A 21258-nucleotide genomic window follows, 5' to 3' on the forward strand; every position below is an offset into this window, starting at 1 on the left:
GACCTGTCCCAACGGTTTGTCTCAATCTGTAACAGGTAGGGCCCAAATAATCGGTTAGCTGTTACAGATCGAGACAGACCACGGATGCTCGGCCGAAAATCTCAATCTGTAACAGGTAGGAACGATTTTGCCCCTTAGATGTTACAGATTGAGATATTTGACAGCTTGAATCGGCATCGCCTACAGCGCGGCGACGACCTTGTCGCCCATCGTCGTGGTGCCGAGGATCTTATCTGCCGGGGTGTTGACATCGGCGATGTCACGGGTGCGCCAGCCCTCGTCGAGCACGCGCGCCACGGCGCTCTCGATCCACGCGGCTTGCTCGCCCATGTCGAGCGCGTAGGTCAGCAGCATCGCCACCGACAAGATTTGAGCCAGCGGATTGGCCACGCCGAGCCCCGCGATGTCAGGAGCGCTGCCAGCGCTCGGCCCAAACAGCGATACGCCATCATCCAGCGAGGCAGAGGCAAGCATACCGAGCGATCCGGTAATCTGAGCCGCCTCATCGGACAGGATGTCGCCGAACATGTTCTCCGTCACCACGACGTCAAAGTCTGCCGGTCGACTGATGAGCTGCATGGCGGCGTTGTCGACGAGCAGGTCCTCAAGCTCCACGTCGGAGTACTCCTCGTCTTGCACGCGATGCACGATCTCGCGCCACATGCGGCTCGTCTCCAGCACGTTGCGCTTATCAACGCTCGTCACCTTGCCGCGACGTTTGCGCGCCGCCTCAAATGCCTGGTGCGCAATGCGCTCAATCTCGTACTCGCGATACTCCATCACGTCGACTGCACGCTGACCGGCCGCACCCGCAGCGCCCGCGCAGGTCACGGATGCGGGCGCCAAAGTCCCACGGCATGTTGTAGCCCATCGTATCGGGGATGTTCACGACCGTGGCACCGGCCTTTACGGCCGCCTCGATAATGCGCACCAGAAACTCCTGATCGGAGCGGCCGGCATCCTCGGCATAAAACTCAACATCGTCAACGAACTTGCGAGCATGTTTGACGGCATGGATCGCTCACTCAATTGCCCTTTCCTCAGTCATATGGAGCTTGTCGCGCAGGTGACTGGTGCTCACACCCAGCCCTGTATGGATACGGGGCCTCTGGGCCGTTTTGAGCGCCTCTGCAGCCACTTCGATATCCCTGTCGACAGCGCGCGTCAGGCCGCATACCGTGCATCGGTCGCCCGCAATCTTGCCAATCTCCTGTACGGAGCGAAAGTCACCAGGACTCGAGATGGGAAAGCCCGCCTCGATAACGTCCACGTTCATGCGCACCAGCTGGCGGGCGATGAAGAGCTTTTCCTCGGTATTCATGCTGGCGCCCGGCGACTGCTCACCGTCGCACAGGGTGGCGTCAAAGATTGTGATTTTGCGGCTTATATGTTCCTCCTGATTGACCGTTTTATGACAGATGGCTTTCAGGAGAGAGAGAAGGCCTAGAGATAGAAAAATACCCGTGTCGCTCATCACGCCTGAAAGCGGCAGACGATAGCGCACCCGGGTACAACAAATCGTTATAGCGAGATTACAACCCTAGCGCGCTATCCAATCTAGTAGCGCTAGGCCTAGGAGCTGTTGCGTGTTCTTAAACATGTTGGGCTCCCTTCGGCCTCGGGTAGTACTACATCGCGCTAAAGTACAACACAAGTAAAACCACCACAAGGGTGCCTGTCCCCTTCGTGGTGGTTTCGTTGACTCAAAAGCAAGAGACCCGGTCCTGCACGAGGCAGAACCGGGTCTCTTTAGCAATGCTTGCTTTGCTCAGGCAGTAACTGTTAGTTACTCACCCAGGAAGTCGCGCTGGATAGCGGGATCGACCTTGACGCCAGGGCCCATGGTGGAAGACACGGAGATGGACTTGACGTACTTGCCCTTAGCAGAAGAGGGCTTGACGCGCAGGATCTCGGTGTACAGGGCAGCGTAGTTCTCGACGAGCTGCTGCTCGGTGAAGGACTTCTTGCCCAGGGGCACGTGGCAGATGCCGTAGCGGTCGGCGCGGTACTCAACGCGGCCAGCCTTGAGCTCGGAGACCATCTTGGCGACGTCCATGGTCACGGTGCCGAGCTTGGGGTTCGGCATGAGGCCACGGGGACCAAGGATCTTACCGATGCGGCCAACCTTGGCCATCATGTTCGGCGTAGCGATAGCGGCGTCGAAGTTGATCTCGCCCTTCTGAATCTGGGCGACAAGCTCGTCGGAACCGATGATGTCGGCGCCGGCAGCCTCGGCCTCGCGGGCCTTCTCGCCCTCGGCGAAGACGGCAACACGAACGGTCTTGCCGGTGCCGTGGGGCAGGGAGATGGAACCACGGATGTTCTGGTCAGCCTTACGAGTATCGATGCCCAGACGGAAGTGGGCCTCGACGGTCTCGTCGAACTTGGCGGTGTCGAGCTCCTTGATGAGCTTGGCAGCCTGAAGGGGGGTGTAGAGCGTGGCGCGGTCGATCTTCTCGGCAGCGGCGTTATAGCTCTTACCATGCTTAGCCATGTGCATTACCTCCTGTGGTCAAACGGGCGTGAGCCCTCCCACATCGTATCGTGTGCCCTATTGCACACATATAACGCGCGCCCCGGTCGGAGCACGCGTCATTACCTAAAGAAATCGCTACTCAGCGATGGTGACGCCCATGGAACGGGCGGTACCGGCGATGATCTTCTTGGCGGCGTCAATGTCGTTGGCATTGAGGTCCGGCATCTTGATCTCGGCAATCTTGGTGAGCTGCTCCTGGGAAAGCTGACCAACCTTGTCGGCCTGGGGCTTAGCGGAACCAGACTTGAGGTTCAGCTCCTTCTTGATGAGATGAGCCGCCGGCGGGGTCTTGGTGATGAAGGAGAAGGACTTGTCCTCGTAGACAGAGATCTCAACGGGGATGATGTCGCCCTTCTTGTCCTGCGTCTCGGCGTTAAAGGCCTGGCAGAACTGCATGATGTTCACGCCAGCAGCGCCCAGGGCGGGGCCGACGGGAGGAGCGGGGTTAGCTGCACCAGCAGGAATCTGGAGCTTAATGACGTTGGCAACCTTCTTCTCAGCCATGGTCATTCCTTTCGAATCACGAGTGTGAAGTACTTGCTATATCGTAAGCACGCACGTGTTAGAAGCACTCCTGAGATGAGCAGTCACAGAAGAAGCACGCTCGCGCGAACGGACAAAAACTTAAGCGATGACAGCGACCTGGTTAAAGTCGAGCTCGACCGGCGTCTCGCGGCCAAAGATCATCAGCGTGACCTTGAGCTTGCCAGCCTCGGTGTTAACCTCGGAGACCTTGCCATCAAAGTCGGTAAGCGGGCCATCGGTGACGCGGACGGACGTGCCGACCTGAATATCAACCGAGGTGCGCTTGGGCGAATCGCCCTTACCGGGACGACGAGTCATCTTATTGTACTCGTCACGGGAAAGCGGAGCGGGCTTGCCGTTGCCGCCCAGGAAACCGGTGACGCCAGGCGTGTTACGAACGCACGTCCAAGCGTCGTCATCCATTTCCATGCGAACCAGGACATAACCCGGGAAGATCTTAGAATCCTTGGTCTCACGCTTGCCACCCTCTTTAATCTCGGTGACGCGCTCCATAGGAATCTCGATATCAAAGATACGGTCCTGCATGCCCATAGTCTCGATGCGATGCTCGAGATCGGACTTAACGCGGTTCTCGTATCCAGAGTAAGTGTGAACGACGTACCAACGCTTAGACATGGTTTAGCCCCTCAATCCAGAGAACAGAGCAAGAGCCTCGCCAAAGCCAGCATCGAGCAGAGCGATGACGACGCCGACGACGATCAGAGAAGCGCAAACGACGACCGAGTAGTTCACGAGCTCCTTCTTATCGGGCCACGTGACACGCTTCATCTCGGACTTCACCGAAGCGAAATACTTCTTGGTGCGGGCGAAGAAACCAGGCTTCTCGTTCTTCTTAGACTTCGCAGCCTTCTCGCTCTTCTTGGCAACGGCCTTCTTGGCCTCAACCTTGGAGTTGGCGGCAGCGTTGTTGGCAGGTGCCGGCTGCTGTGCCTTCTTCTTGTTCTTCTTGTTGGCCATTTGGGTTACCTCCGCGCAATGCGCTTATACATGAGTAAACCGTAAGCCCCCAATTGGGAGCTTACGGAATAATGACTGGCACGCCAGGAAGGACTCGAACCCTCAACACTCGGTTTTGGAGACCGATGCTCTACCAATTGAACTACTGGCGTATGTGACTAGAGACTAGCGAGTCTCTTTGTGCAGCGTGTGGTGACGGCACCAGGGGCAATACTTCTTGATCTCCATACGATCAGGCATGGTCGACTTGTTCTTGGTGGTCGTATAGTTGCGGCGCTTGCACTCAGTGCACGCAAGAGTAACTAGAGTACGCATGTATCCTGAACCTTTCATTTCCGCCCCGTACGGGCACGAGTTGTTACTTTATCAGCTCCACGTAAGTGCTGTCAATGAAAACCTCGAGTCAATTGGTTCTCGGTGGATCCATTCATATTTGGAACACATCAATGAAGCCATCGAGATCTAATCAATCCCTCGCGCTTGGCTTATGGGCGAGCTAAGCGCAATCGGCAGGGAATAAGCCCCGCGTAGAAAAGAACCCGGCACCCTATAAGTGCCGGGTTCTCTAAGTCAGCTATATCAAAGAGCTTATTTACTCAATGATCGTGGAGACGATGCCCGAACCGACGGTGTGGCCACCCTCGCGGATAGCGAAGCGCAGGCCCTCCTCCATGGCGATCGGGTGAATAAGGTCGCCCTCGATGGTGATGTGGTCACCAGGCATAGCCATCTCGGTGCCCTCGGGGAGCTTGACCGTACCGGTAACGTCGGTGGTACGGAAGTAGAACTGAGGACGATAACCATCGAAGAACGGGGTGTGACGGCCGCCCTCCTCCTTGGTCAGAACGTAAATCTCACCGGTGAACTTGGTGTGCGGGGTAACCGAACCGGGCTTGCAGAGAACCTGGCCGCGCTCGATGTCCTCGCGCTTGATGCCGCGGAGCAGCAGACCGACGTTGTCGCCAGCCTCGCAGAAGTCCATGGACTTACGGAACATCTCGATACCGGTAACGACGGTGTTCTGGGTATCCTTGATGCCGACGATCTCGACGGGCTCGTTGAGCTTAAGCTCACCGCGCTCGACACGGCCGGTAGCAACGGTACCACGGCCGGAGATGGTCATAACGTCCTCAACAGCCATCAGGAACGGAAGGTCGTTGTTACGAGCAGGCGTCGGGATGTACTCGTCGACAGCGTTCATGAGCTCGCGAATGGCGTCCATCCACTTGGCGTCGCCCTCGAGAGCGCCCAGAGCGGAACCACGGATGACGGGGATGTCGTCGCCGGGGAAATCGTACTCGGAGAGGAGCTCACGGGTCTCCATCTCGACGAGGTCGATGAGCTCGTCATCGTCGACCATGTCGCACTTGTTCAGGAAGACGACGATGTAGGGAACGCCGACCTGACGGGCGAGCAGGATGTGCTCGCGAGTCTGAGCCATGGGGCCGTCGGTAGCGGCGATGACCAGGATAGCGCCGTCCATCTGAGCAGCACCGGAGATCATGTTCTTGACGTAGTCAGCGTGGCCCGGGCAGTCAACGTGAGCGTAGTGACGGGCAGCAGTCTCGTACTCGACGTGGGAGACGGAGATCGTAATGCCGCGCTCGCGCTCCTCGGGAGCCTTGTCGATGTTCTCGAACGCAGTGAAGTCAGCCTTGCAGCCCTCGGTCTCGGAGAGAACCTTGGTGATGGCGGCGGTCAGCGTGGTCTTGCCGTGGTCGACGTGACCAATGGTGCCGATGTTAACATGCGGCTTAGTGCGCTCAAACTTTTCTTTGGCCATAAAGCCCTCCTCTAAACAGGTCGTCCCCGGACGGGACTTTGCCTTTATACCATAGTGGCCTCTCAACATACTATTGAGAAGCCACCGTGTTACCTATGGTAGCGGTGACTGGATTCGAACCAGTGACGCCACGGGTATGAACCGTGTGCTCTAACCAACTGAGCTACACCGCCGGATGGAGCCTGCAACCAGACTTGAACTGGTGACCTCTTCGTTACCAACGAAGTGCTCTACCGACTGAGCTATACAGGCACTTGACGGGTGGGAGCTATAGGATTCGAACCTATGTAGGCAGAGCCAACGGGTTTACAGCCCGTCCCCATTAACCACTCGGGCAAACTCCCAATCGTTCAAGTATTCGCAGGTCCTTTGGTCTTTTGGACCGCCGCCCCCGCGAACGAAAAAGATAATACGATGCAACCTTGGGGGCTGTCAACGAAAACCTCTAGATACACGGTGCCGGGCGTATCTATATACCTTTGACCTGCGGTTTTGCTGTGTTTGGATATGAAGGACGGTGAATTTGCATGTAGCGGTGACATTTCCCGAGGGAACACTTTGTCGTAGTGGAGTACGCTGGCTGGAACGAACTTCGATAACGACCCTCTTGCACTATTACACAGGTTGCAATCGGGCTTCCACGGCACGATCGAGCGTGGATAATCTCCCGCTTTTAGCGCGGCTCTAAGGCCAAAGTGGCAGATTTTCCACGCTCATTCTCCAGGCGGGAGAACTATAGAGCCGCAACTACTCGGGCCAGGCCAAAGTAGACCCATAGAGCGGCTCCCCCTTGGTGCAGGGGTAGCGACTCAAGTAACACGACGATAGCAAGTCGAAGAAATAAGTCATGGCGTATTTCGAATAAACGCCGAGTCGGTCAATTCCGTTTCCCGCATTACCAAGACGATATACACGGTCAAAAGACCTCGATTTGTCATCGTTGCTAAACGCAGTTATTAGAATCTTCCTGCCCGAACGGCAATCAAGATACTCACGCGCCTGTGACGCAAATAGCCCGGAGACCGATACGAGAATTATCAATGACTGCGAAGCGTCTCCCATGTTTTTCAATTCCGCGACGTTAGCCCCAGCAACTATGCGAACTATCTTGCCCGCATAAAACATTTCCTGCTGAAATCGTACGAGATTGGCGCTCACATTATTGGTGCACCAGATTTCAACGTTTTTATGGCCATCAATTTCGTCGGCAAGGTGCTTAATAGCAATATCGGACACGCCGCTTTCAACCTCAGCGAACATCTCGATCATGCGAACGTCGAGCTCTGCCCTGTACTCCTCGTAGCCAAATTCCTCCTCTCGATGGCTTAAGTCGCTTGGAAAGACTGATTGAGTAAATGATTCTTTCAAATCGCTAAGAGACTGGTAGCCCAATCGATTGCAGAAACGACGAACAGCGGAACGGGTCACGAATGCATCGCGGGTTATTGCGGCAACATTGATTTCGCTCGAACGCCTAATGTGAGCGACGAGATATCGAGCGATGGCGGCATCGTTTGACCCAAACTCGCTGTTGATGATGGAGCTAATGCGATTGAGCACATCGAAGTCATTGATATTCACGTGATCCCTCTTTCCGCTCTCCTCGAAATCATAGTTCATTTATTGAATCAAACAGCTTTGGTCGTTCTCCTATGATTCAAATCAGTTGACGTCATCTTAATCGTAATTCCGCCACACGTATCCACCGTGTTGAATGATGGAAAGGGGATTCATGGGCAACGTGAACAACATGCCGTTTCTCTGGGGTTCCGCCACGGCGTCTTATCAGTGCGAGGGTGCCTGGAACGAAGACGGCAAAGGCCTTGGCGAGTGGGATTTCTTTAGCCACACAAGCAATAAGAACATCAACCATGTTGACGGTGATGTATCTTGCGACTTCTACCATCGCTATGAAGAAGATATCCGCATGATGAAAGAAGGCGGACAAAACACCTATCGCTTCTCTCTTTCATGGAGTCGAATCATCCCCACGGGTATCGGCGAAGTGAATGAAGAGGGTATCGATTTTTATAATCGGGTCATTGATTGCTGCCTCGAAAATGGCATAGAGCCCAACGTTACGCTGTTCCATTACGATCTGCCATTCACGCTTGCTTGCAAAGGCGGATGGCTGAACAATGACATGGCAGAGTGGTTCTGCAAATACGCCAAGATTTGCTTTGAGCGCTTTGGAGACCGCGTCAAAATCTGGGCTACCGTTAACGAGCCGCATTTCTACAGCTACTGCGTAAACATGTTGGGCAACTATCCCCCCAATCGATCGCTCGACGTTCAGTCGTACATGCAGTTTCAGTACAACCTGATGCGCGCAAGCGCACTCGCAGTCCGAACATATCGTCAAATGGGCTACGACGGCATCATCGGCGCCGTCCACGATGGCGGCGTTGTCGAACTCGACCCGGCAACCGAGCACCCTGATGACGTATTTCGATACGCAGACTTTTTCGCCAATCGCATGATTCTGGCACCAGCGCTTCAGGGTCAACTGCCGCCAGAAATGGACGAAATCCTTGAAAAACTTGGCGTCTCGCTCTATCGATCCCCAAATGACGTAGAAGAATTCAGAGACGGTAAAGTCGATTTTATTGGACTCAACGTGTATTGCCGAGAGTATGTAACCGACTGGCACGGTGGAGAGCTTGCCGTTTCGGCGAACAATAAGGGCGGTTCGAGCAAAAAGGTCGAAGGAAAATGCATTGCGCCCTTGTTTGAAAGCGCCCGCGACAGCAATGTTCCCCGCAATAAATGGGGCCGCGAAATACTCCCAGGTTGCATGTATTCAACCATCATGGATGTCCACGAGCGCTATGACGCGCCCCGCATCTTTATTACGGAAAACGGACATGGCGCCTATGAGCAACCAGACGCAGACGGAATGGTCCACGATGATGACCGCATCGAGCTTCTGGGCCAGTTCATCGAGCACATGATGAGGGCCAAGCGCGACGGCGCGCGCGTTGAGGGCTACTACCTCTGGTCGACGATGGATCTGTATAGCTGGATCAACGGCTACGAAAAACGATACGGACTTGTCCATATCGACTTCGAAAACAATCTGGAGCGCACCCCCAAAAAGAGCTGGTATTGGTACCGAGACCTTATCTCGAAGTATCAGGAGCAGGAAGGTTAGGAGAAAGAGATGAAATATCAGGCAATGTCCGAAACAGTCCTAAAGGCTGTTGGCGGCAAAGAGAACATTACATCGGTAACTCATTGTGCGACGCGCCTTCGCATCGACGCACGAGACACCTCGATCATCGATCTCCAGCTCGCCAAATCGGCCGATCAGGCGCTCGGGGCAGTAGTCAGCGGTGGCCAGCTTCAGGTGATCATCGGCCCCAACGTCACCGAGGCTTACAACGACTTCCTCGACTTCGCGGGAATCGAAGTCGGCGGTGGCACGGTTGCCGACGATGCCCAAACCGCCAAAGACCTTGCAGAAGGCATTAAAAGCGGTAACACCGCCATGGGCTTGATTGAGAAATTCGGGAACGTCTCTGCACAGGTATTCATGCCCATCGTCCCGGCGCTCATCGTTGGCGGACTCATTCTTTCGATCAAGAATCTCCTGGTCAATTATTGCGGATTGAGCACCGATAGCGGAACCGCCCAGGTCCTGTTGGCGATCTTTAGCGCTTCGTTTAGCTTCTTGCCCGTTTATCTTGGTTATCAGCTCGCAGCCGTCATGAAGATGCAGCCCATCATGGGCGCATTGCTGGGCGCGATCATGATCAGCTCGTCCATTAGCGGTGCTGAGGGTCTCGACTTTCTTGGCATCCCCATCCCGACGAATGACTACTCGAGCACGGTGGTGCCAATCGTACTGGGCGTCGTGTTCATGTACTTCGTCGATCGCGGTCTTCAGAAAATCATTCCCGACGTTACCAAACTGTTCTTGAAGCCGCTGCTCACCATGATCATCGTCGTGCCCGTCGAGCTGATTATCCTTGGCCCCGCCGGCAGCATGATGGGCTACGCGCTGAGCGATGCCGTCACGTGGCTTATGGACAACGTGGCATTTATCGCCACTCCGATCCTGGCAGCCCTTAACCCCTATTTCGTCATGCTCGGTCTCGATAAGGCTTACATCGCAATCGAAGTTACGAGCCTGGCGCAGCTCGGTTGGGCACCCATTATCTTTGGATTCATCTCGAACCTCTGCATTGGCGGCACGAGCCTCGCCCTGGCAACTGCCATGAAGGGAAACAAAGAGAAGAGGGGTATGGTCACCACGGTTGCCGTCACCGCACTCTGTGGCGTAACCGAGCCCGCGTTCTACGGTTGCCTCATCGAGCGTCCCCGCCTGCTTGTCGGCACGGCAATCGGCGCGCTCTGCGCTGGACTCCCTGCAGGCATCTTTGTTCTGAAAGAGTATGTTGCGGGAGCATGCCCCGGCCTTCTTTCGGCACTCATCTTTATCGCTCCCGATGGGTCCATGGGCAACTTCGTGCTGGCATGCGTTGTCGCCATCATCGCCATCGTCGTCTCCTTCATCGCTGCACGCGTGATCATCAAGAAGAACCCCAGCTATATTGAGTAGATGCCCGCTGTTTGCATTGGGGACATCCTCGGCAGACCATTAGCAAGAACCCAAGAAGTTCCTTAGGAGCTCGATTAATCCATTCGGATTCCTGAGGCACAAACGACCCCGATTCCACAATGAAATCGGGGCCGTTGTTTCTAAAGCCGTCGATAGACAATCGGTGTTTACCTTAGCTCCCTATCCAAGTTAATTATCCACGCTCGTTCTCCGGTCGGGAGATTTTCTTCGCTCGCGTGTCCAGAAATCCACGCTCGAACAGGACCCCATGTCCGCACCCGCCCTTGTCTCGATCTGTAACAGCAAGAGGCCTATTCCGCTTCTACATGTTACAGATCAAGATATTCCTAAAACACCCTAAGTTTCATCTCAATCTGTAACAGTTAGATGCCGAATATCGGTCTTGGTGTTACAGATTTAGACAAACTGGAGGACGAGACAAACCAAAAACGGGATGGGCGCTAACCCGATGGCGCACCACCTAAATAGAAACGGGCCCTGTCCCATCAGGAACAGAGCCCGAAACTCTCATGGAGCCAGTGACAGGAATCGAACCTGCAACCCACTGATTACAAATCAGTTGCGCTACCGTTGCGCCACACTGGCACACTTGGCGCTTTCGCGCGAAGCCTGTTAAGGATAAAGGAATTGAAGACGGGGCGCAACAGGCCCTTCGACCGACCACATCTCAAAACTATTCGCCAGAACGAATAGTTTTATCCGTTCGCCAAAACCAAAAACTATTCGTTTTGGCGACGGCAACCCACAGTCCATTGATTACAAATCAACGGGCCGGCCAATTGGGAAACGGGTCTCTATGGATAATCCCCTACCGTCCGCGCAGGGCCTTAAGCTTGGCCAGGGCATCGGGACTCAGGCGGCTGCCCAGAGTCATCTTGATCTGCGGGGCCTCCTCGGCCTCGTGAACGTCGTTATCAATCTGTTTGATCTCGTCCACCAGCATACGGCTCGAGATGCGCGTGACGCCCTTCCCCATGACGACAGCCTGGATCGTGCCGTCACTCGATACCACGGAGCACGCGCGGCCTTCCTCGCGTGCCTCGATGCAGAGCTTCTGCACCACGGTATCGGCAGAGACGCCCGTCGGCGAGAACTCGATGCGCACGCCGCGGGCCGGTAGGTTGGGGCGCTCGTTGGAGATGTTGCCCGCGCCGTCGAACACGATCACGGCCTCGTAACGGCCCTGGGCAAACGCCGCGACATCGTTGATAAGCGCAGTACGAGCCATATCGTGGACGTCGCTGGAATATGGATCGTCGGAATGGTCGTAGACGAGCTTTTCGTAGCGCGGCGTGCAGTGAATCACGTTGTAGCCGTCGACCACCAGCAGCTCGGGCTTATTGGAGTGCACCGTCGAGACCGGATCGGCGATAGCCTGCGCAAACGCATTGCCGCCCACACCGTAGGTCGCGGCCGAGACAATCGGCTTGGCCGAGCCTTCGCCAAAGCGCTTGGCCTTGGACTTGGCGCGGTTCTTCTTGGACATGCGCTACTCCTCCCCCATGAGCTCGCCGGCGTTGCGGCGTAGCCACTCAAAGCACAGCGCCGTGGTCGCCTGGGCAACATTGAGGCTCTCGGTCATGCCGCGCTGGGGAAGCTTGGTCAAAAAGTCGCATTTCTCGAGCACCAGACGCGAGATGCCGTCGCCCTCGGAGCCCATGACGAGCGCTACGCGGCCCTCGAAGGGAGCATCCCAGCAACTACCTTCGGCGTGCTCGGAGGCACCGCCCGCCCAAAAGCCAGCGGCCTTAAGATCGTCGAGCGCACGGGCGATGTTGGGCACCTGTGCGATAGGCAGATGCATGACGGCGCCGGCTGAAGTCTTATAGCTACCCACGGTCACACCAGCGGCACGCTTGTTGGCGATGATGACGCCGGCCGCGCCCACAACCTCGGCAGAGCGCACGATCGCACCAAAGTTGCCATCGTCGGTCACATGGTCGAGCACGATGACGAGCGCAGGTCCGTCACCCGCGCGGTCGAGAATATCGGCAACATCGGCATAGGGGAAATTTCCCACCTCGAGCGCAATGCCCTGGTGAGCGCCATGGCTCGACAGCGCATCAAGCTGCGCGCGCGACACATACTTAATGCGGACACCCGCGGCGTTGAGGTCATCGACCAGACGAGACAAAGCAGCATCGCGCTCCCCGCCCTCGGCGATGAGCGCGCACTTGACGGGAAAGCCGGTGCGCAGGGCCTCGGCGGCAGCACGGCGACCTTCGATAAACTCGCCCTTGGGGACCTGAATGTTGTCGCGGTTGCGATCTCGCTGCGGACGCGCAGCCTGGGCTTGGGAGCGCTCGCGCTGGCCCTTGGAAGCGGCAGCGCGATCATTTCGGCGAATCGGGCGCGAGCCAGAAGCAGCCTGTTTGCCACCACGAGGCGCACGCTTGCGATTGTCGGCCATAAAGCGACCTCCTAAATACAACTATCAAACGAAACAAATAGACCGACCGCCCGAGGTGCGGCAGATTGCCTTGAAAGAGGAGGGCATAAACCTTGAGGTCATGCCCGACGATTGAAAGGCAAGGTGCCGTGGCTCGGGCGGTCGGCACGGGTTTTCCAAGTGTCCGAGATGGCCGTGAAAGAGGAGCGACGCGTACTTGAGTACGCGAGCGACGGTTTGAACGGCAAGGTCGGGTGCTTGGGAAACCCGCGGGGATTAGAGAGACTTAATACGGGTGCCAGCGGCAGTATCCTCAATGGTGAGGCCCAGGTCCTTGAGCTGGTCGCGGATGGCGTCGGCCAGATCCCAGTTCTTGGCGGCGCGGGCCTCGGCGCGGGCCTCGAGAATCTTGGCAGCGGCCTCGTCCACGTCGTCACCCGTGTAGGCAACCAAACCGGCGGCAACGCCCAGCAGGCCCAGCGGCAACTCGACCTTGGGCTCGGGGAGCTCAACGCCAAACGTATCGAGCAGCTCGACCAGCGTATCGGCGGCGGCAAGCGCGGCGGCCTTGTCGGCAGCGTCGCCCGCCTGCTCCAGGTACTGGTTGCACTCGGTTACAAAGCCAAAGACGGCACCCATGGCACCAGCGGTGTTAAAGTCGTCGTCCATGCACTCCTTAAAGGTGGCACGGGTCTCGGCGGACTTGGCGGCAAACGCCTCGGATGCTGCCTCATCGGCATCGGCCGTCGCATGGTTCGCGGCCCAGCGCAGGTTCTCGACCGTACCGGCGATACGCGTGAGCGAATTCTCGGCACCCTCCAGGCGCTCCCAAGAAAAGTCGAGCGGCGAGCGATAACTCGTCTGCAGCATCAGCAGACGCAGGGCCGCGGCAGAGTGCTGCTCGAGCACCTCGGCCAGCGTAAAGAAGTTGCCGAGCGACTTGGACATCTTCTCGCCGTCGACCAGCAGCATGCCCGTGTGCATCCAGGTGTTGGAGAAGCCCTGGTGCCAGGCGCAGGTGGCCTGGGCGCACTCGTTCTCGTGATGCGGGAAGGCAAGGTCGGAGCCGCCGCCATGAATGTCGATCGGGGTGCCCAGGTAGCGGTGCACCATGGCGGCGCACTCGGTGTGCCAACCGGGACGGCCCTCGCCCCAGGGGCTCGGCCAGCTGGGCTCGCCGGGCTTGGCGGCCTTCCACAGGGCAAAGTCGAGCGGGTCGTTCTTGTCCTCGTTCTCCTCGATGCGCGCGCCAACCATCAGATCGTCGATGTTGCGGCCCGAAACCTGACCATAGTTGGGATCGCTGCGCACGGCAAAGTACACGTCGCCGTTATCGGCGGCGTAGGCATGGCCCTGCTCGATAAGCGTCTTGATCATAGCGATCATGGGGCCGATCTCCTTGGTGGCGCGGGGGCGCACATCGGGATCGAGCACGTTGGCGGCACGCATGACGCCGATGAACTTGTCGGAGAACTCCGTCGCGACCTCGGCGGCCGTGCGGCCCTGCTCGTTGGCGCGCTTGATGATCTTGTCATCGACATCGGTGAGGTTCTGGGCGAACGTGACCTCGTAGCCGCTCGCGATGAGCCAGCGACGAATCACGTCAAAGCTGATGAACGTGCGAGCATTGCCGATGTGGATGTTGTCGTAGACCGTGGGGCCGCACACGTACATGCGAACCTTGCCGGACTCGATGGGCTGGAACTCTTCCTTTTTATGGGTAGCGCTGTTGTAGATACGCATTCGTTACTCCTTAACGGTTTTCTGTAGCAGGCAGACGGCCCAGGCGCCAATTCCCTCGCCCTGGCCTTCCCAACCGAGCTTTTCGGTCGTGGTGGCGGCGACGCCCACGTTTTCGACGTCGACACCCAGGGCATGGGCAAGGTTGGCGCGCATGGCATCGCGGTGCGGAGTGATCTTGGGTTGCTGGCAGGCAATGGTGCAATCGGCATCGACAAACTCAAAGCCAAGCTCGCGCGCATAGTCCATCACGCGAGCGAGCAGCACCATCGAATCGGCACCCTCGTAGGCGGGATCGGTGTCGGGGAATAGCTTGCCGATATCTCCCCCGCGGCAGGCGCCCAGAATGGCGTCGGCCAAGGCGTGCGCGAGCACATCGGCATCCGAGTGGCCCAGCAGGCCGCGCTCGTAGGGAATGTCAACCCCGCCGATGATACATCGACGCCCCTCCACCAAACGGTGGACGTCGTAGCCGTGGCCAATGCGCAGGTTACTGAACATGGGGAAGGTCCTCTCCCTCGGCCATGCGACCGAGCAGAATCGCGGTTACGGGACGCAGGTCCTCGGGCACCGTCACCTTAAGGTTATCGCGCGGGCTCTGGACACAGCGGACGCGCCCGCCCATGCGCTCGACCAGCGATGAATCGTCGGTGCCGATAAAGCCCTCGGCGATAGCAGCGGCGTGAGCGCGCTTCATGGCGTCGACGCTAAAGATCTGCGGCGTCTGCGCGGCCCAGTACAGCTCGCGCGGCGGCGTCTCGACGATGTTGTCGCCATCGACGATCTTGAGCGTGTCGATGGCAGGCTGGCCGCACACGACGCCGTCGAGGGCACGGTCGCTCACGAGCACGTCGATAGCGTGGTCGATAGCCTCGGTCGTAATGAGCGGACGGGCGCCATCGTGGATGGCGACGTATTCAAAGCCCGCCGGCACCGCGTGCACGCCTGCGCAGGTGGAATCCTGGCGAGCCTCGCCGGCATCGGCAAAGCTGATGGGCGTGTTATACGAATACGGGTCGATGGCCAGGCGGCGCATCTCGGCACGGCGCTCGGCAGGGCACACCACCACGATGTGGCCGACCTTGTTGCTACGATCGAACGCACGGATGGACCAGCTCATGAGCGGACGGCCCGCCACGTTAACGAGCTGCTTGCCGCCGGGATTTCCAAAGCGCTGGCCGCTGCCGCCGGCAACGACCACGGCGCATACGGGCGCCATTATGCGTTCCCCTGTTTGGTGCCCTTCATGCGGTACAGGGAGTCCGCAAGAATGGCAGGGTTGTTGACGCCAAAGTCGCCCAGGCGCTCCGGATCCTCGCTGATGTCATCCATGAGCTCCTGCAGCGAGCCGTACTCGTCGACGATCTTCTCGGCCACGCCGTCGCGCACGACGGACACGCGCGAAAGCGTGCGCAGGCCCAGCGGCGTCATGACGGAGTCCTCGTCCAGGTCGTCGTAACCCAGAACCGCCGCCACATGCTGTGGGTCGGACAGGTCCTTAGGCGTCATACGGCTCAGGTTGGCGCGGATCTTTTCGGCATTGGCCTCGGAGGAATCGCTCGCATAGTCGCGAATCATCAGGTCGTACTCGGTATCCATGCTGGAGCCGGCGAGCTGCTCGAGCTGCATCTGCACGAGCTTGCCCTGGTTGCCCAGCTTGACAATGCAATCCTTAAGCTCAGTCTTTGCCTGCTGCATGATCTCGAAACTCGAGAAAATGCCGGTGATGTCGGCGAGCGTAACGTAGTCATCGAGCTCGAGGGCCGTCAGGCGCAGCAGGGAGCGATCGAGCGACTGACGGGTAGTCTGGAGCGTGGCGACGAGCTGGTTGACCGAGCTCATGATGGTGGTGACGGGCTGGATCTCATAGCTCTTGCCGTGAACGTACACGTTGACGACGGCACGACGGGCCGAGACCGAGATCACGATGGCATCGGTGAGCACCGACATGCGAGCGGCAGTGCGGTGACGCATGCCCGTCTCGCTCGTGGCAAGTGAGGGATCGGGATTGAGGTGGAAGTTGGCGCGCAGGATCTGGGTGAGGTCGCCGTCGATGACGATGGCGCCGTCCATCTTGGAAAGCTCGAACAGGCGGTTCGAGGTAAACGAAATGTTGAGCGGGAAGCCGTCGTTACCAGCAGCGAGCACGTTTTCGGTGTCGCCGACGCAAATAAGAGCGCCCAGGTGACCAGCAATGATCATGTCGAGGGCGGTGCGGATCGGCTGGCCGGGGGCAGTCAGGCGAATAGCCTGTTCCATACGCTTTTGCAGCTCGTTCTTATCCAAGGCATCGCTCCCATCGTATACGCTCCATAAACGCCAAATAGTTTCTCACGGTTTGTCCCCGCAGCGCTTGCGAAATCCGATGCTTACAGAATGAGCGAACACCGCTGGGGTAGCCAAAAGAGCCCCAACCCAAATGAGCTGCTTATGTGGTAGCATCGGGGTTCACATGAATGAGGGAGTAGTCGCGTGACCGGGTTCGCCTCCGGTGGCGCGGTAAGTCAACACACTGGCCGATGCGGCCTGGCTTGCCTTAATGAACGAGACTCGTGGCTGTGCGCGCAACGCGTACGCCACGGGTCTTTTTTGTTACTCCCCCAAGAGGTACACGCGGGCCCGCCCGCAGAGAGAGAGCCAGACTATGGGACTCGCAGAGCTCGTGCTGCTCGCCGTTGGCCTTTCGATGGACGCCTTTGCCGTATCCATCTGCAAGGGCCTTGGCATGAAGAAGATCAACCTTAAAGTCGCCGCGGTGCTCGGCCTGTTCTTTGGCGGCTTTCAGGCCGGCATGCCCGTAATCGGATGGGCGCTTGGCAGTCAATTCATGGGCATCATCGGACCCATCGACCACTGGATCGCCTTTATTCTGCTCGCCTTCATCGGCGGCAAAACGCTGTGGGAGGCCTTTACCGAGGACGAGGACGAAGGCGACAACAAGAATGCCGAGAGGATTGACCTGGGCGAGTACCTAATCCTTGCCATCGCCACCTCGATTGATGCCCTAGCCGTAGGCATCTCGTTTGCGGCACTCTCGGTCGACATCGTTCCCGCCGTATCGCTTATCGGCGTCACAACGTTTATCTTCTCTGTCGCCGGCGTGGCGATTGGCCACACCTTTGGCGCACGCTACGAAAAACCCGCCACCATCGTGGGCGGCATCGTGCTCATCCTCATCGGACTTAAGATCTTGCTTGAGCATCTGGGGATTTTGGCGCTGTAACGCCAAACGCAATCGCTCAAAACTCAACGCCAGTACAAGGCCTCATGCAAAGTTTTGCATGAGGCCTTTTCGTGCAGACTTTTGCATGTCATACTGATATGCAAAAGTCTGCATGTTGGAGATCGCCATGGATACCCTTCCCATCACCACACCACGCCAAGCTGGCATCTATGTGCGTCAGGCACGCGAGTCGCAGGAAATCACCCGTGCGGCCCTCGCTAAAAAAGCCGGCGTTTCGGAGCGCCTGCTCGCATCGCTCGAGCTGGGAGACGCCACCGGCATTCGACTCGACAAGTTGCTGTCCGTCTTTAACGCACTCGGCATAGGTCTCTTTGCGCAAAGCGATAACGACTCCATCGCATCGCCCTCCGAACATCCGACGACGATAGCGGACCTCCCTATCGCGAACTCGAATGCCCTGCCAAAGCCAAGCGTAGGCAGACGACCCGCCCGACAAGGAACGCCATCTTCCTATGGTGCCCTGCTGGCCCAAATCGCAGCCGAGCAAGGCCTTTCCGACACTTCAGGCCTCTCCTTTGGCTGTAAGGTTGTGAAATAAATGGCAGAGATGGAGCTTGCGACCCTCATTTGTGGCGAAATCGCAGGCACTCTCCGGCAAGACGAGCATGGACTCTGCAGTTTTGTATACGCCCCAACCTATCGCGGAGCACCACTATCGCTTACAATACCGCTTTCCAATCGCACGTATGGCCATAACATCGTCCGCCCGTTCCTATTTGGCCTTTTGCCCGACAGCCAAGAGCAGCGTCGCGCTATTGCCGCCGAGCATGACGTTGCATCCAACAACCCCGTCGCCCTCTTGTGCCATATCGGTCTTGACTGCGCAGGGGCCGTTCAGTTTTGTCGAACCGATCAATTAGGCGCCGCCCGCGGCAGGGTCTCGGCATACCGCCCGCTTACCAATTCTCAAATCGCTCACAAGCTCAAAGCAATTCGCGATAACGAAAGAGAGACATGGATGGGCTCCAACGAAAGCTGGTCCCTGGGCGGCAACCAAGGCAAATTTGCACTAGCTTGGCATGATGGCCAATGGTGCGAATGTCTAGGGTCATCCCCCACTACCCATATCTTCAAAAATGGCGTCGTTGGGTTCAAACATCAGGCCTTAAACGAATTCGTCTGCATGAAAACGGCTCGGCGTGTTGGCATTCCAACTGCCAACGTCTCCTATTGCACATTTGAAGACGAAGCCGCACTCGTCGTTGAACGGTACGACAGAATGGTCAATAGCAGCGGAAATATCGAAAGGCTGCATCAGGAGGACTTTTGCCAGGCGCTCGGTGTATTGCCAAGCCAGAAATACACCGACGACGGAGGACCAACCACACGAGACATCCAAGAACGACTGATTAACACAGTCCCCCACCACATGAATCTTGTGCTTTTTACCTATATGTTGTTCTATAACGCCATTATCGGAGCGCCTGACGCACACGCTAAAAACTACTCGCTCATCCTAGGTAAAGGCACAAACGCAGCGCTCGCACCCATGTACGATGTCGCATCGGGCTTGGCGTACGAGCGTATGCGCCGCCGGGCGCGCCTTGCCATGAGCGTTGGCGGCGAAAATCGAGTGGGGCGCATCGGTCCAGGCGCTATCCGCCGATACCACGGTATGGGCGACCCCGCGCTGGAGGCGGCGCTCACCGATGCCGGGCTATCCGAGAAGTTTTGCTTTGCGACCATGATGGACCTCGCCTACGAGGTGCCCATTTGCATGGAAGAGATCATGGACGAATACGCCGACCTGCCCGGCATGGCGGACCTGCGCGAGCACATGCTCGGCCCCGTCCGCGAAAACTGCCAGCGCACCCTCGACCTCATCAAGGCGGATATGGGCTAGGCGCCAATCAATCCACATTTCTTAAAAGAAGAGGGGGGCACCCGTCGCAAAAGTTCGGATGCCCCCTCTCGTAATGTCATTTGCAATCCGCTAGCACGTGGCTCGAACTGCTGCTAGCGCGACCCTTACGCGGCAAGGCGCTTGAGGACGTCGATGAGCAGCTCGTAGAAGCGCTCGGCAGAAGCGAGCTCCATGCTCTCGTCCGGGGTGTGGACATCGGAGAGCGTCGGGCCCACGGCGATGGCGTCCAGGCCGTGCAGGGCCTCAGCAAACAGGCCGCACTCAAGGCCAGCGTGAATGGACTCGATGCGCAGCTCGGAGCCAAAGAGCTCGCGATAGCTCTCGACAAAAACGTCGCGGACCGGCGAATGCTCGGCATAGCTCCAGCCGGGATACTCGAACTCGAACTTGGCGTCGAAGCCCAAGACATCGGCCAGCGTCTGCAGGCGGTCCTTGAACTCGTTCTGCAGCGAGGTGATCGAGGAGCGCGGGGACAGCATGATCTTGACCTGGTCGTCGGAAGTGGCGACCACGCCGATGTTGGAGGAAACCTCGACGGAGCCGTCGGTGGCGACGTTGCGGCGAATCACGCCGTTAGGGGCAAGACGCAGGGCGCGGATGAGGGCAAGCGCGGACTTCTGATCCATGGCCTCGACCTCGGCGTCGTCGGCAATCTCGACGGTGCAGGTAAAGCCGGGGTCGAAGACCTCGAGCTCGGCGGTAACGTCGGCGATGATGCCACGGGCGATCTCGGCCGCGGCCTCGGCGGCAGCGTGGTCGGCGTAGACCAGAACAGCCTTGCACTCACGGTTGATGGCGTTGTCCTTGGTGCCGCCGTTAAAGCTCACGATGGCGGGCTCGCCGGCAACCATCAGGCGGTCGATGATGCGGGCCATGATGAGGTTGCCATTGCCGCGCTCCAGGTGGATATCGCTGCCGGAGTGACCGCCCAGAAGGCCGGAGATGTCGAGCGTGAGGGTGCTACCGGTCTTGTGCTCGCGCGCGATCGGGCAGGTGTAGGTAACGACGACGCCGCCGGCGCAGCTGACGGTGGCAACGCCCTCTTCCTCGGAGTCAAGGTTAATCATGGTACGGGCGCTAATCTGGGACTTGTCGAGCGTCTCGGCGCCGACCAGGCCAGTCTCCTCGTCGGTGGTGAACACACACTCGAGAGCCGGATGGGCAATCGAATCATCGTTGAGCACGGTAAGCATCAGAGCGACGGCGATACCGTTGTCGGCGCCCAGAGTGGTGCCATTAGCGGTGAGGACGCCGTCCTTGACGACCAGGTCGATACCGTCGGTCGTAAAGTCGTGCTCAACGGAACCCAACTTGTCGCACACCATGTCGATATGGCCCTGCAGCATCACGGTCGGGGCATTCTCGGCACCGGCAGATGCGGGCTTGCGAATGATGACGTTGTAGACCTCGTCCTGGTACACATCGAGGCCGCGCTCCTTGGCAAACGCAACCAGGAAATCGCTGATGCCCTTCTCGTTGCCAGACCCGCGGGGGGTCGCGCTGACCTCCTCAAAGAAATGGAACAGCTGGGCGGGCTCGTAGCCGGTGATCTTGTAATCCATGGTGCCTCCTTGGCGCAACTGGTTAGACAGTAAGACATGCGCCTTGTATATTCCC

20 protein-coding genes, 5 tRNA genes and 1 pseudogene are annotated in these 21258 nt (G+C 58.0%); 5 read left to right on the plus strand and 21 right to left on the minus strand.

Going from position 1 to position 21258, the window contains the following annotated elements; genetic code table 11:
- Positions 1-180: 180 nt before the first annotated feature.
- From PMX72_RS02605 to PMX72_RS02665, 13 genes and pseudogenes are all read right to left on the minus strand, one after another.
- Positions 181-846 carry an isocitrate/isopropylmalate family dehydrogenase gene (locus PMX72_RS02605; RefSeq protein ID WP_271729152.1) on the minus strand — a complete coding sequence of 222 codons (666 nt, stop codon included), beginning with the start codon at positions 844-846 and terminating at the stop codon, positions 181-183.
- Positions 755-1474 (minus strand): annotated as a pseudogene (locus PMX72_RS02610) (beta/alpha barrel domain-containing protein). The gene PMX72_RS02605 and the pseudogene PMX72_RS02610 overlap by 92 nt, the downstream one beginning before the upstream one ends.
- Before the next feature lie 312 nt (positions 1475-1786).
- Complete coding sequence (gene rplA, locus PMX72_RS02615) at positions 1787-2494, minus strand: 50S ribosomal protein L1 (RefSeq protein WP_271729153.1); 708 nt, start codon at positions 2492-2494, stop codon at positions 1787-1789.
- Positions 2495-2611: 117 nt separating this feature from the next.
- A complete protein-coding gene (rplK, locus tag PMX72_RS02620; RefSeq protein ID WP_022093893.1) occupies positions 2612-3040 on the minus strand; it encodes a 50S ribosomal protein L11 in 429 nt (142 codons plus the stop codon).
- 120 nt (positions 3041-3160) lie between these two features.
- A complete protein-coding gene (gene nusG, locus PMX72_RS02625) occupies positions 3161-3697 on the minus strand; it encodes a transcription termination/antitermination protein NusG (protein ID WP_006234984.1) in 537 nt (178 codons plus the stop codon).
- A gap of 3 nt (positions 3698-3700) precedes the next feature.
- On the minus strand, positions 3701-4039 hold the full coding sequence (gene secE / locus PMX72_RS02630; RefSeq protein WP_117840004.1) for a preprotein translocase subunit SecE: 339 nt from the start codon (positions 4037-4039) through the stop codon (positions 3701-3703).
- A gap of 76 nt (positions 4040-4115) precedes the next feature.
- Positions 4116-4191: transfer RNA gene (locus PMX72_RS02635), tRNA-Trp, on the minus strand.
- A gap of 13 nt (positions 4192-4204) precedes the next feature.
- Positions 4205-4354 (minus strand): 50S ribosomal protein L33, encoded by a 150-nt coding sequence (gene rpmG, locus PMX72_RS02640; protein WP_022093895.1) that lies wholly within the window; start codon positions 4352-4354, stop codon positions 4205-4207.
- Positions 4355-4631: 277 nt separating this feature from the next.
- Complete coding sequence (gene tuf / locus PMX72_RS02645; protein WP_117563790.1) at positions 4632-5822, minus strand: elongation factor Tu; 1191 nt, start codon at positions 5820-5822, stop codon at positions 4632-4634.
- Positions 5823-5918: 96 nt separating this feature from the next.
- A tRNA-Met gene (locus tag PMX72_RS02650) sits at positions 5919-5995 on the minus strand.
- Positions 5996-5998: 3 nt separating this feature from the next.
- Positions 5999-6074: transfer RNA gene (locus PMX72_RS02655), tRNA-Thr, on the minus strand.
- 10 nt (positions 6075-6084) lie between these two features.
- Positions 6085-6166: transfer RNA gene (locus PMX72_RS02660), tRNA-Tyr, on the minus strand.
- A gap of 403 nt (positions 6167-6569) precedes the next feature.
- Positions 6570-7403, minus strand: a complete 834-nt coding sequence (locus tag PMX72_RS02665) for a MurR/RpiR family transcriptional regulator (protein WP_158551291.1) — start codon at positions 7401-7403, stop codon at positions 6570-6572.
- Between the two features lie 151 nt (positions 7404-7554).
- On the opposite strand from PMX72_RS02665, the gene PMX72_RS02670 reads away from it, so the two are divergent.
- Together PMX72_RS02670 and PMX72_RS02675 are read left to right on the plus strand one after the other, a co-directional pair.
- Positions 7555-8973, plus strand: coding sequence for a glycoside hydrolase family 1 protein (locus tag PMX72_RS02670; RefSeq protein ID WP_118065844.1), 1419 nt, complete (start codon positions 7555-7557; stop codon positions 8971-8973).
- 9 nt (positions 8974-8982) lie between these two features.
- A complete protein-coding gene (locus PMX72_RS02675) occupies positions 8983-10383 on the plus strand; it encodes a PTS transporter subunit EIIC (RefSeq protein WP_117646058.1) in 1401 nt (466 codons plus the stop codon).
- Between the two features lie 531 nt (positions 10384-10914).
- On the opposite strand, the gene PMX72_RS02680 is transcribed toward PMX72_RS02675, so the two are convergent.
- From PMX72_RS02680 to disA, 7 genes are all read right to left on the minus strand, one after another.
- Positions 10915-10989, minus strand: a tRNA-Thr gene (locus tag PMX72_RS02680).
- 223 nt (positions 10990-11212) lie between these two features.
- Positions 11213-11890, minus strand: a complete 678-nt coding sequence (locus PMX72_RS02685) for an NYN domain-containing protein (RefSeq protein WP_055309418.1) — start codon at positions 11888-11890, stop codon at positions 11213-11215.
- Between the two features lie 3 nt (positions 11891-11893).
- On the minus strand, positions 11894-12814 hold the full coding sequence (gene rlmB / locus PMX72_RS02690) for a 23S rRNA (guanosine(2251)-2'-O)-methyltransferase RlmB (protein WP_271729155.1): 921 nt from the start codon (positions 12812-12814) through the stop codon (positions 11894-11896).
- Between the two features lie 255 nt (positions 12815-13069).
- Complete coding sequence (cysS, locus tag PMX72_RS02695; protein ID WP_271729156.1) at positions 13070-14536, minus strand: cysteine--tRNA ligase; 1467 nt, start codon at positions 14534-14536, stop codon at positions 13070-13072.
- A gap of 3 nt (positions 14537-14539) precedes the next feature.
- A complete protein-coding gene (ispF, locus tag PMX72_RS02700) occupies positions 14540-15034 on the minus strand; it encodes a 2-C-methyl-D-erythritol 2,4-cyclodiphosphate synthase (RefSeq protein ID WP_006234975.1) in 495 nt (164 codons plus the stop codon).
- On the minus strand, positions 15024-15752 hold the full coding sequence (ispD, locus tag PMX72_RS02705) for a 2-C-methyl-D-erythritol 4-phosphate cytidylyltransferase (protein WP_271729157.1): 729 nt from the start codon (positions 15750-15752) through the stop codon (positions 15024-15026). Before ispD ends, ispF begins: the two co-directional genes overlap by 11 nt.
- Entirely contained in the window at positions 15752-16792 is a 1041-nt protein-coding gene (gene disA / locus PMX72_RS02710; RefSeq protein ID WP_369831362.1) for a DNA integrity scanning diadenylate cyclase DisA, read from the minus strand. The genes ispD and disA overlap by 1 nt, the downstream gene beginning before the upstream one ends.
- Before the next feature lie 385 nt (positions 16793-17177).
- On the opposite strand from disA, the gene PMX72_RS02715 reads away from it, so the two are divergent.
- From PMX72_RS02715 to PMX72_RS02725, 3 genes are all read left to right on the plus strand, one after another.
- A complete protein-coding gene (locus PMX72_RS02715; RefSeq protein ID WP_271729158.1) occupies positions 17178-17756 on the plus strand; it encodes a manganese efflux pump MntP in 579 nt (192 codons plus the stop codon).
- 127 nt (positions 17757-17883) lie between these two features.
- Positions 17884-18315, plus strand: a complete 432-nt coding sequence (locus tag PMX72_RS02720; RefSeq protein WP_271746132.1) for a helix-turn-helix domain-containing protein — start codon at positions 17884-17886, stop codon at positions 18313-18315.
- On the plus strand, positions 18316-19620 hold the full coding sequence (locus PMX72_RS02725) for a type II toxin-antitoxin system HipA family toxin (protein WP_271729160.1): 1305 nt from the start codon (positions 18316-18318) through the stop codon (positions 19618-19620).
- Between the two features lie 125 nt (positions 19621-19745).
- Here the strand turns inward: PMX72_RS02725 and PMX72_RS02730 are convergent, their stop codons facing one another.
- Positions 19746-21203: an aminoacyl-histidine dipeptidase gene (locus tag PMX72_RS02730; protein ID WP_271729161.1), complete on the minus strand. Its 1458-nt coding sequence runs from the start codon at positions 21201-21203 to the stop codon at positions 19746-19748.
- Positions 21204-21258: the final 55 nt, after the last annotated feature.

This window comes from Collinsella aerofaciens (assembly GCF_028207065.1).
GTDB lineage: Bacteria > Actinomycetota > Coriobacteriia > Coriobacteriales > Coriobacteriaceae > Collinsella > Collinsella aerofaciens_AR.

What these genes read in the sequence shown, in the direction of transcription:
- PMX72_RS02725 (WP_271729160.1), top strand. Translation starts at nt 18,316, where the DNA reads ATGGCAGAGATGGAGCTTGCGACCCTCATTTGTGGCGAAATCGCAGGC.
- rpmG (WP_022093895.1), bottom strand. Translation starts at nt 4,354, where the DNA reads ATGCGTACTCTAGTTACTCTTGCGTGCACTGAGTGCAAGCGCCGCAAC.
- cysS (WP_271729156.1), bottom strand. Translation starts at nt 14,536, where the DNA reads ATGCGTATCTACAACAGCGCTACCCATAAAAAGGAAGAGTTCCAGCCC.
- PMX72_RS02730 (WP_271729161.1), bottom strand. Translation starts at nt 21,203, where the DNA reads ATGGATTACAAGATCACCGGCTACGAGCCCGCCCAGCTGTTCCATTTC.
- ispD (WP_271729157.1), bottom strand. Translation starts at nt 15,752, where the DNA reads ATGGCGCCCGTATGCGCCGTGGTCGTTGCCGGCGGCAGCGGCCAGCGC.
- PMX72_RS02715 (WP_271729158.1), top strand. Translation starts at nt 17,178, where the DNA reads ATGGGACTCGCAGAGCTCGTGCTGCTCGCCGTTGGCCTTTCGATGGAC.
- nusG (WP_006234984.1), bottom strand. Translation starts at nt 3,697, where the DNA reads ATGTCTAAGCGTTGGTACGTCGTTCACACTTACTCTGGATACGAGAAC.
- PMX72_RS02685 (WP_055309418.1), bottom strand. Translation starts at nt 11,890, where the DNA reads ATGTCCAAGAAGAACCGCGCCAAGTCCAAGGCCAAGCGCTTTGGCGAA.
- tuf (WP_117563790.1), bottom strand. Translation starts at nt 5,822, where the DNA reads ATGGCCAAAGAAAAGTTTGAGCGCACTAAGCCGCATGTTAACATCGGC.
- PMX72_RS02670 (WP_118065844.1), top strand. Translation starts at nt 7,555, where the DNA reads ATGGGCAACGTGAACAACATGCCGTTTCTCTGGGGTTCCGCCACGGCG.
- secE (WP_117840004.1), bottom strand. Translation starts at nt 4,039, where the DNA reads ATGGCCAACAAGAAGAACAAGAAGAAGGCACAGCAGCCGGCACCTGCC.
- rplK (WP_022093893.1), bottom strand. Translation starts at nt 3,040, where the DNA reads ATGGCTGAGAAGAAGGTTGCCAACGTCATTAAGCTCCAGATTCCTGCT.
- ispF (WP_006234975.1), bottom strand. Translation starts at nt 15,034, where the DNA reads ATGTTCAGTAACCTGCGCATTGGCCACGGCTACGACGTCCACCGTTTG.
- disA (WP_369831362.1), bottom strand. Translation starts at nt 16,792, where the DNA reads ATGGAACAGGCTATTCGCCTGACTGCCCCCGGCCAGCCGATCCGCACC.
- rlmB (WP_271729155.1), bottom strand. Translation starts at nt 12,814, where the DNA reads ATGGCCGACAATCGCAAGCGTGCGCCTCGTGGTGGCAAACAGGCTGCT.
- rplA (WP_271729153.1), bottom strand. Translation starts at nt 2,494, where the DNA reads ATGGCTAAGCATGGTAAGAGCTATAACGCCGCTGCCGAGAAGATCGAC.
- PMX72_RS02720 (WP_271746132.1), top strand. Translation starts at nt 17,884, where the DNA reads ATGGATACCCTTCCCATCACCACACCACGCCAAGCTGGCATCTATGTG.
- PMX72_RS02675 (WP_117646058.1), top strand. Translation starts at nt 8,983, where the DNA reads ATGAAATATCAGGCAATGTCCGAAACAGTCCTAAAGGCTGTTGGCGGC.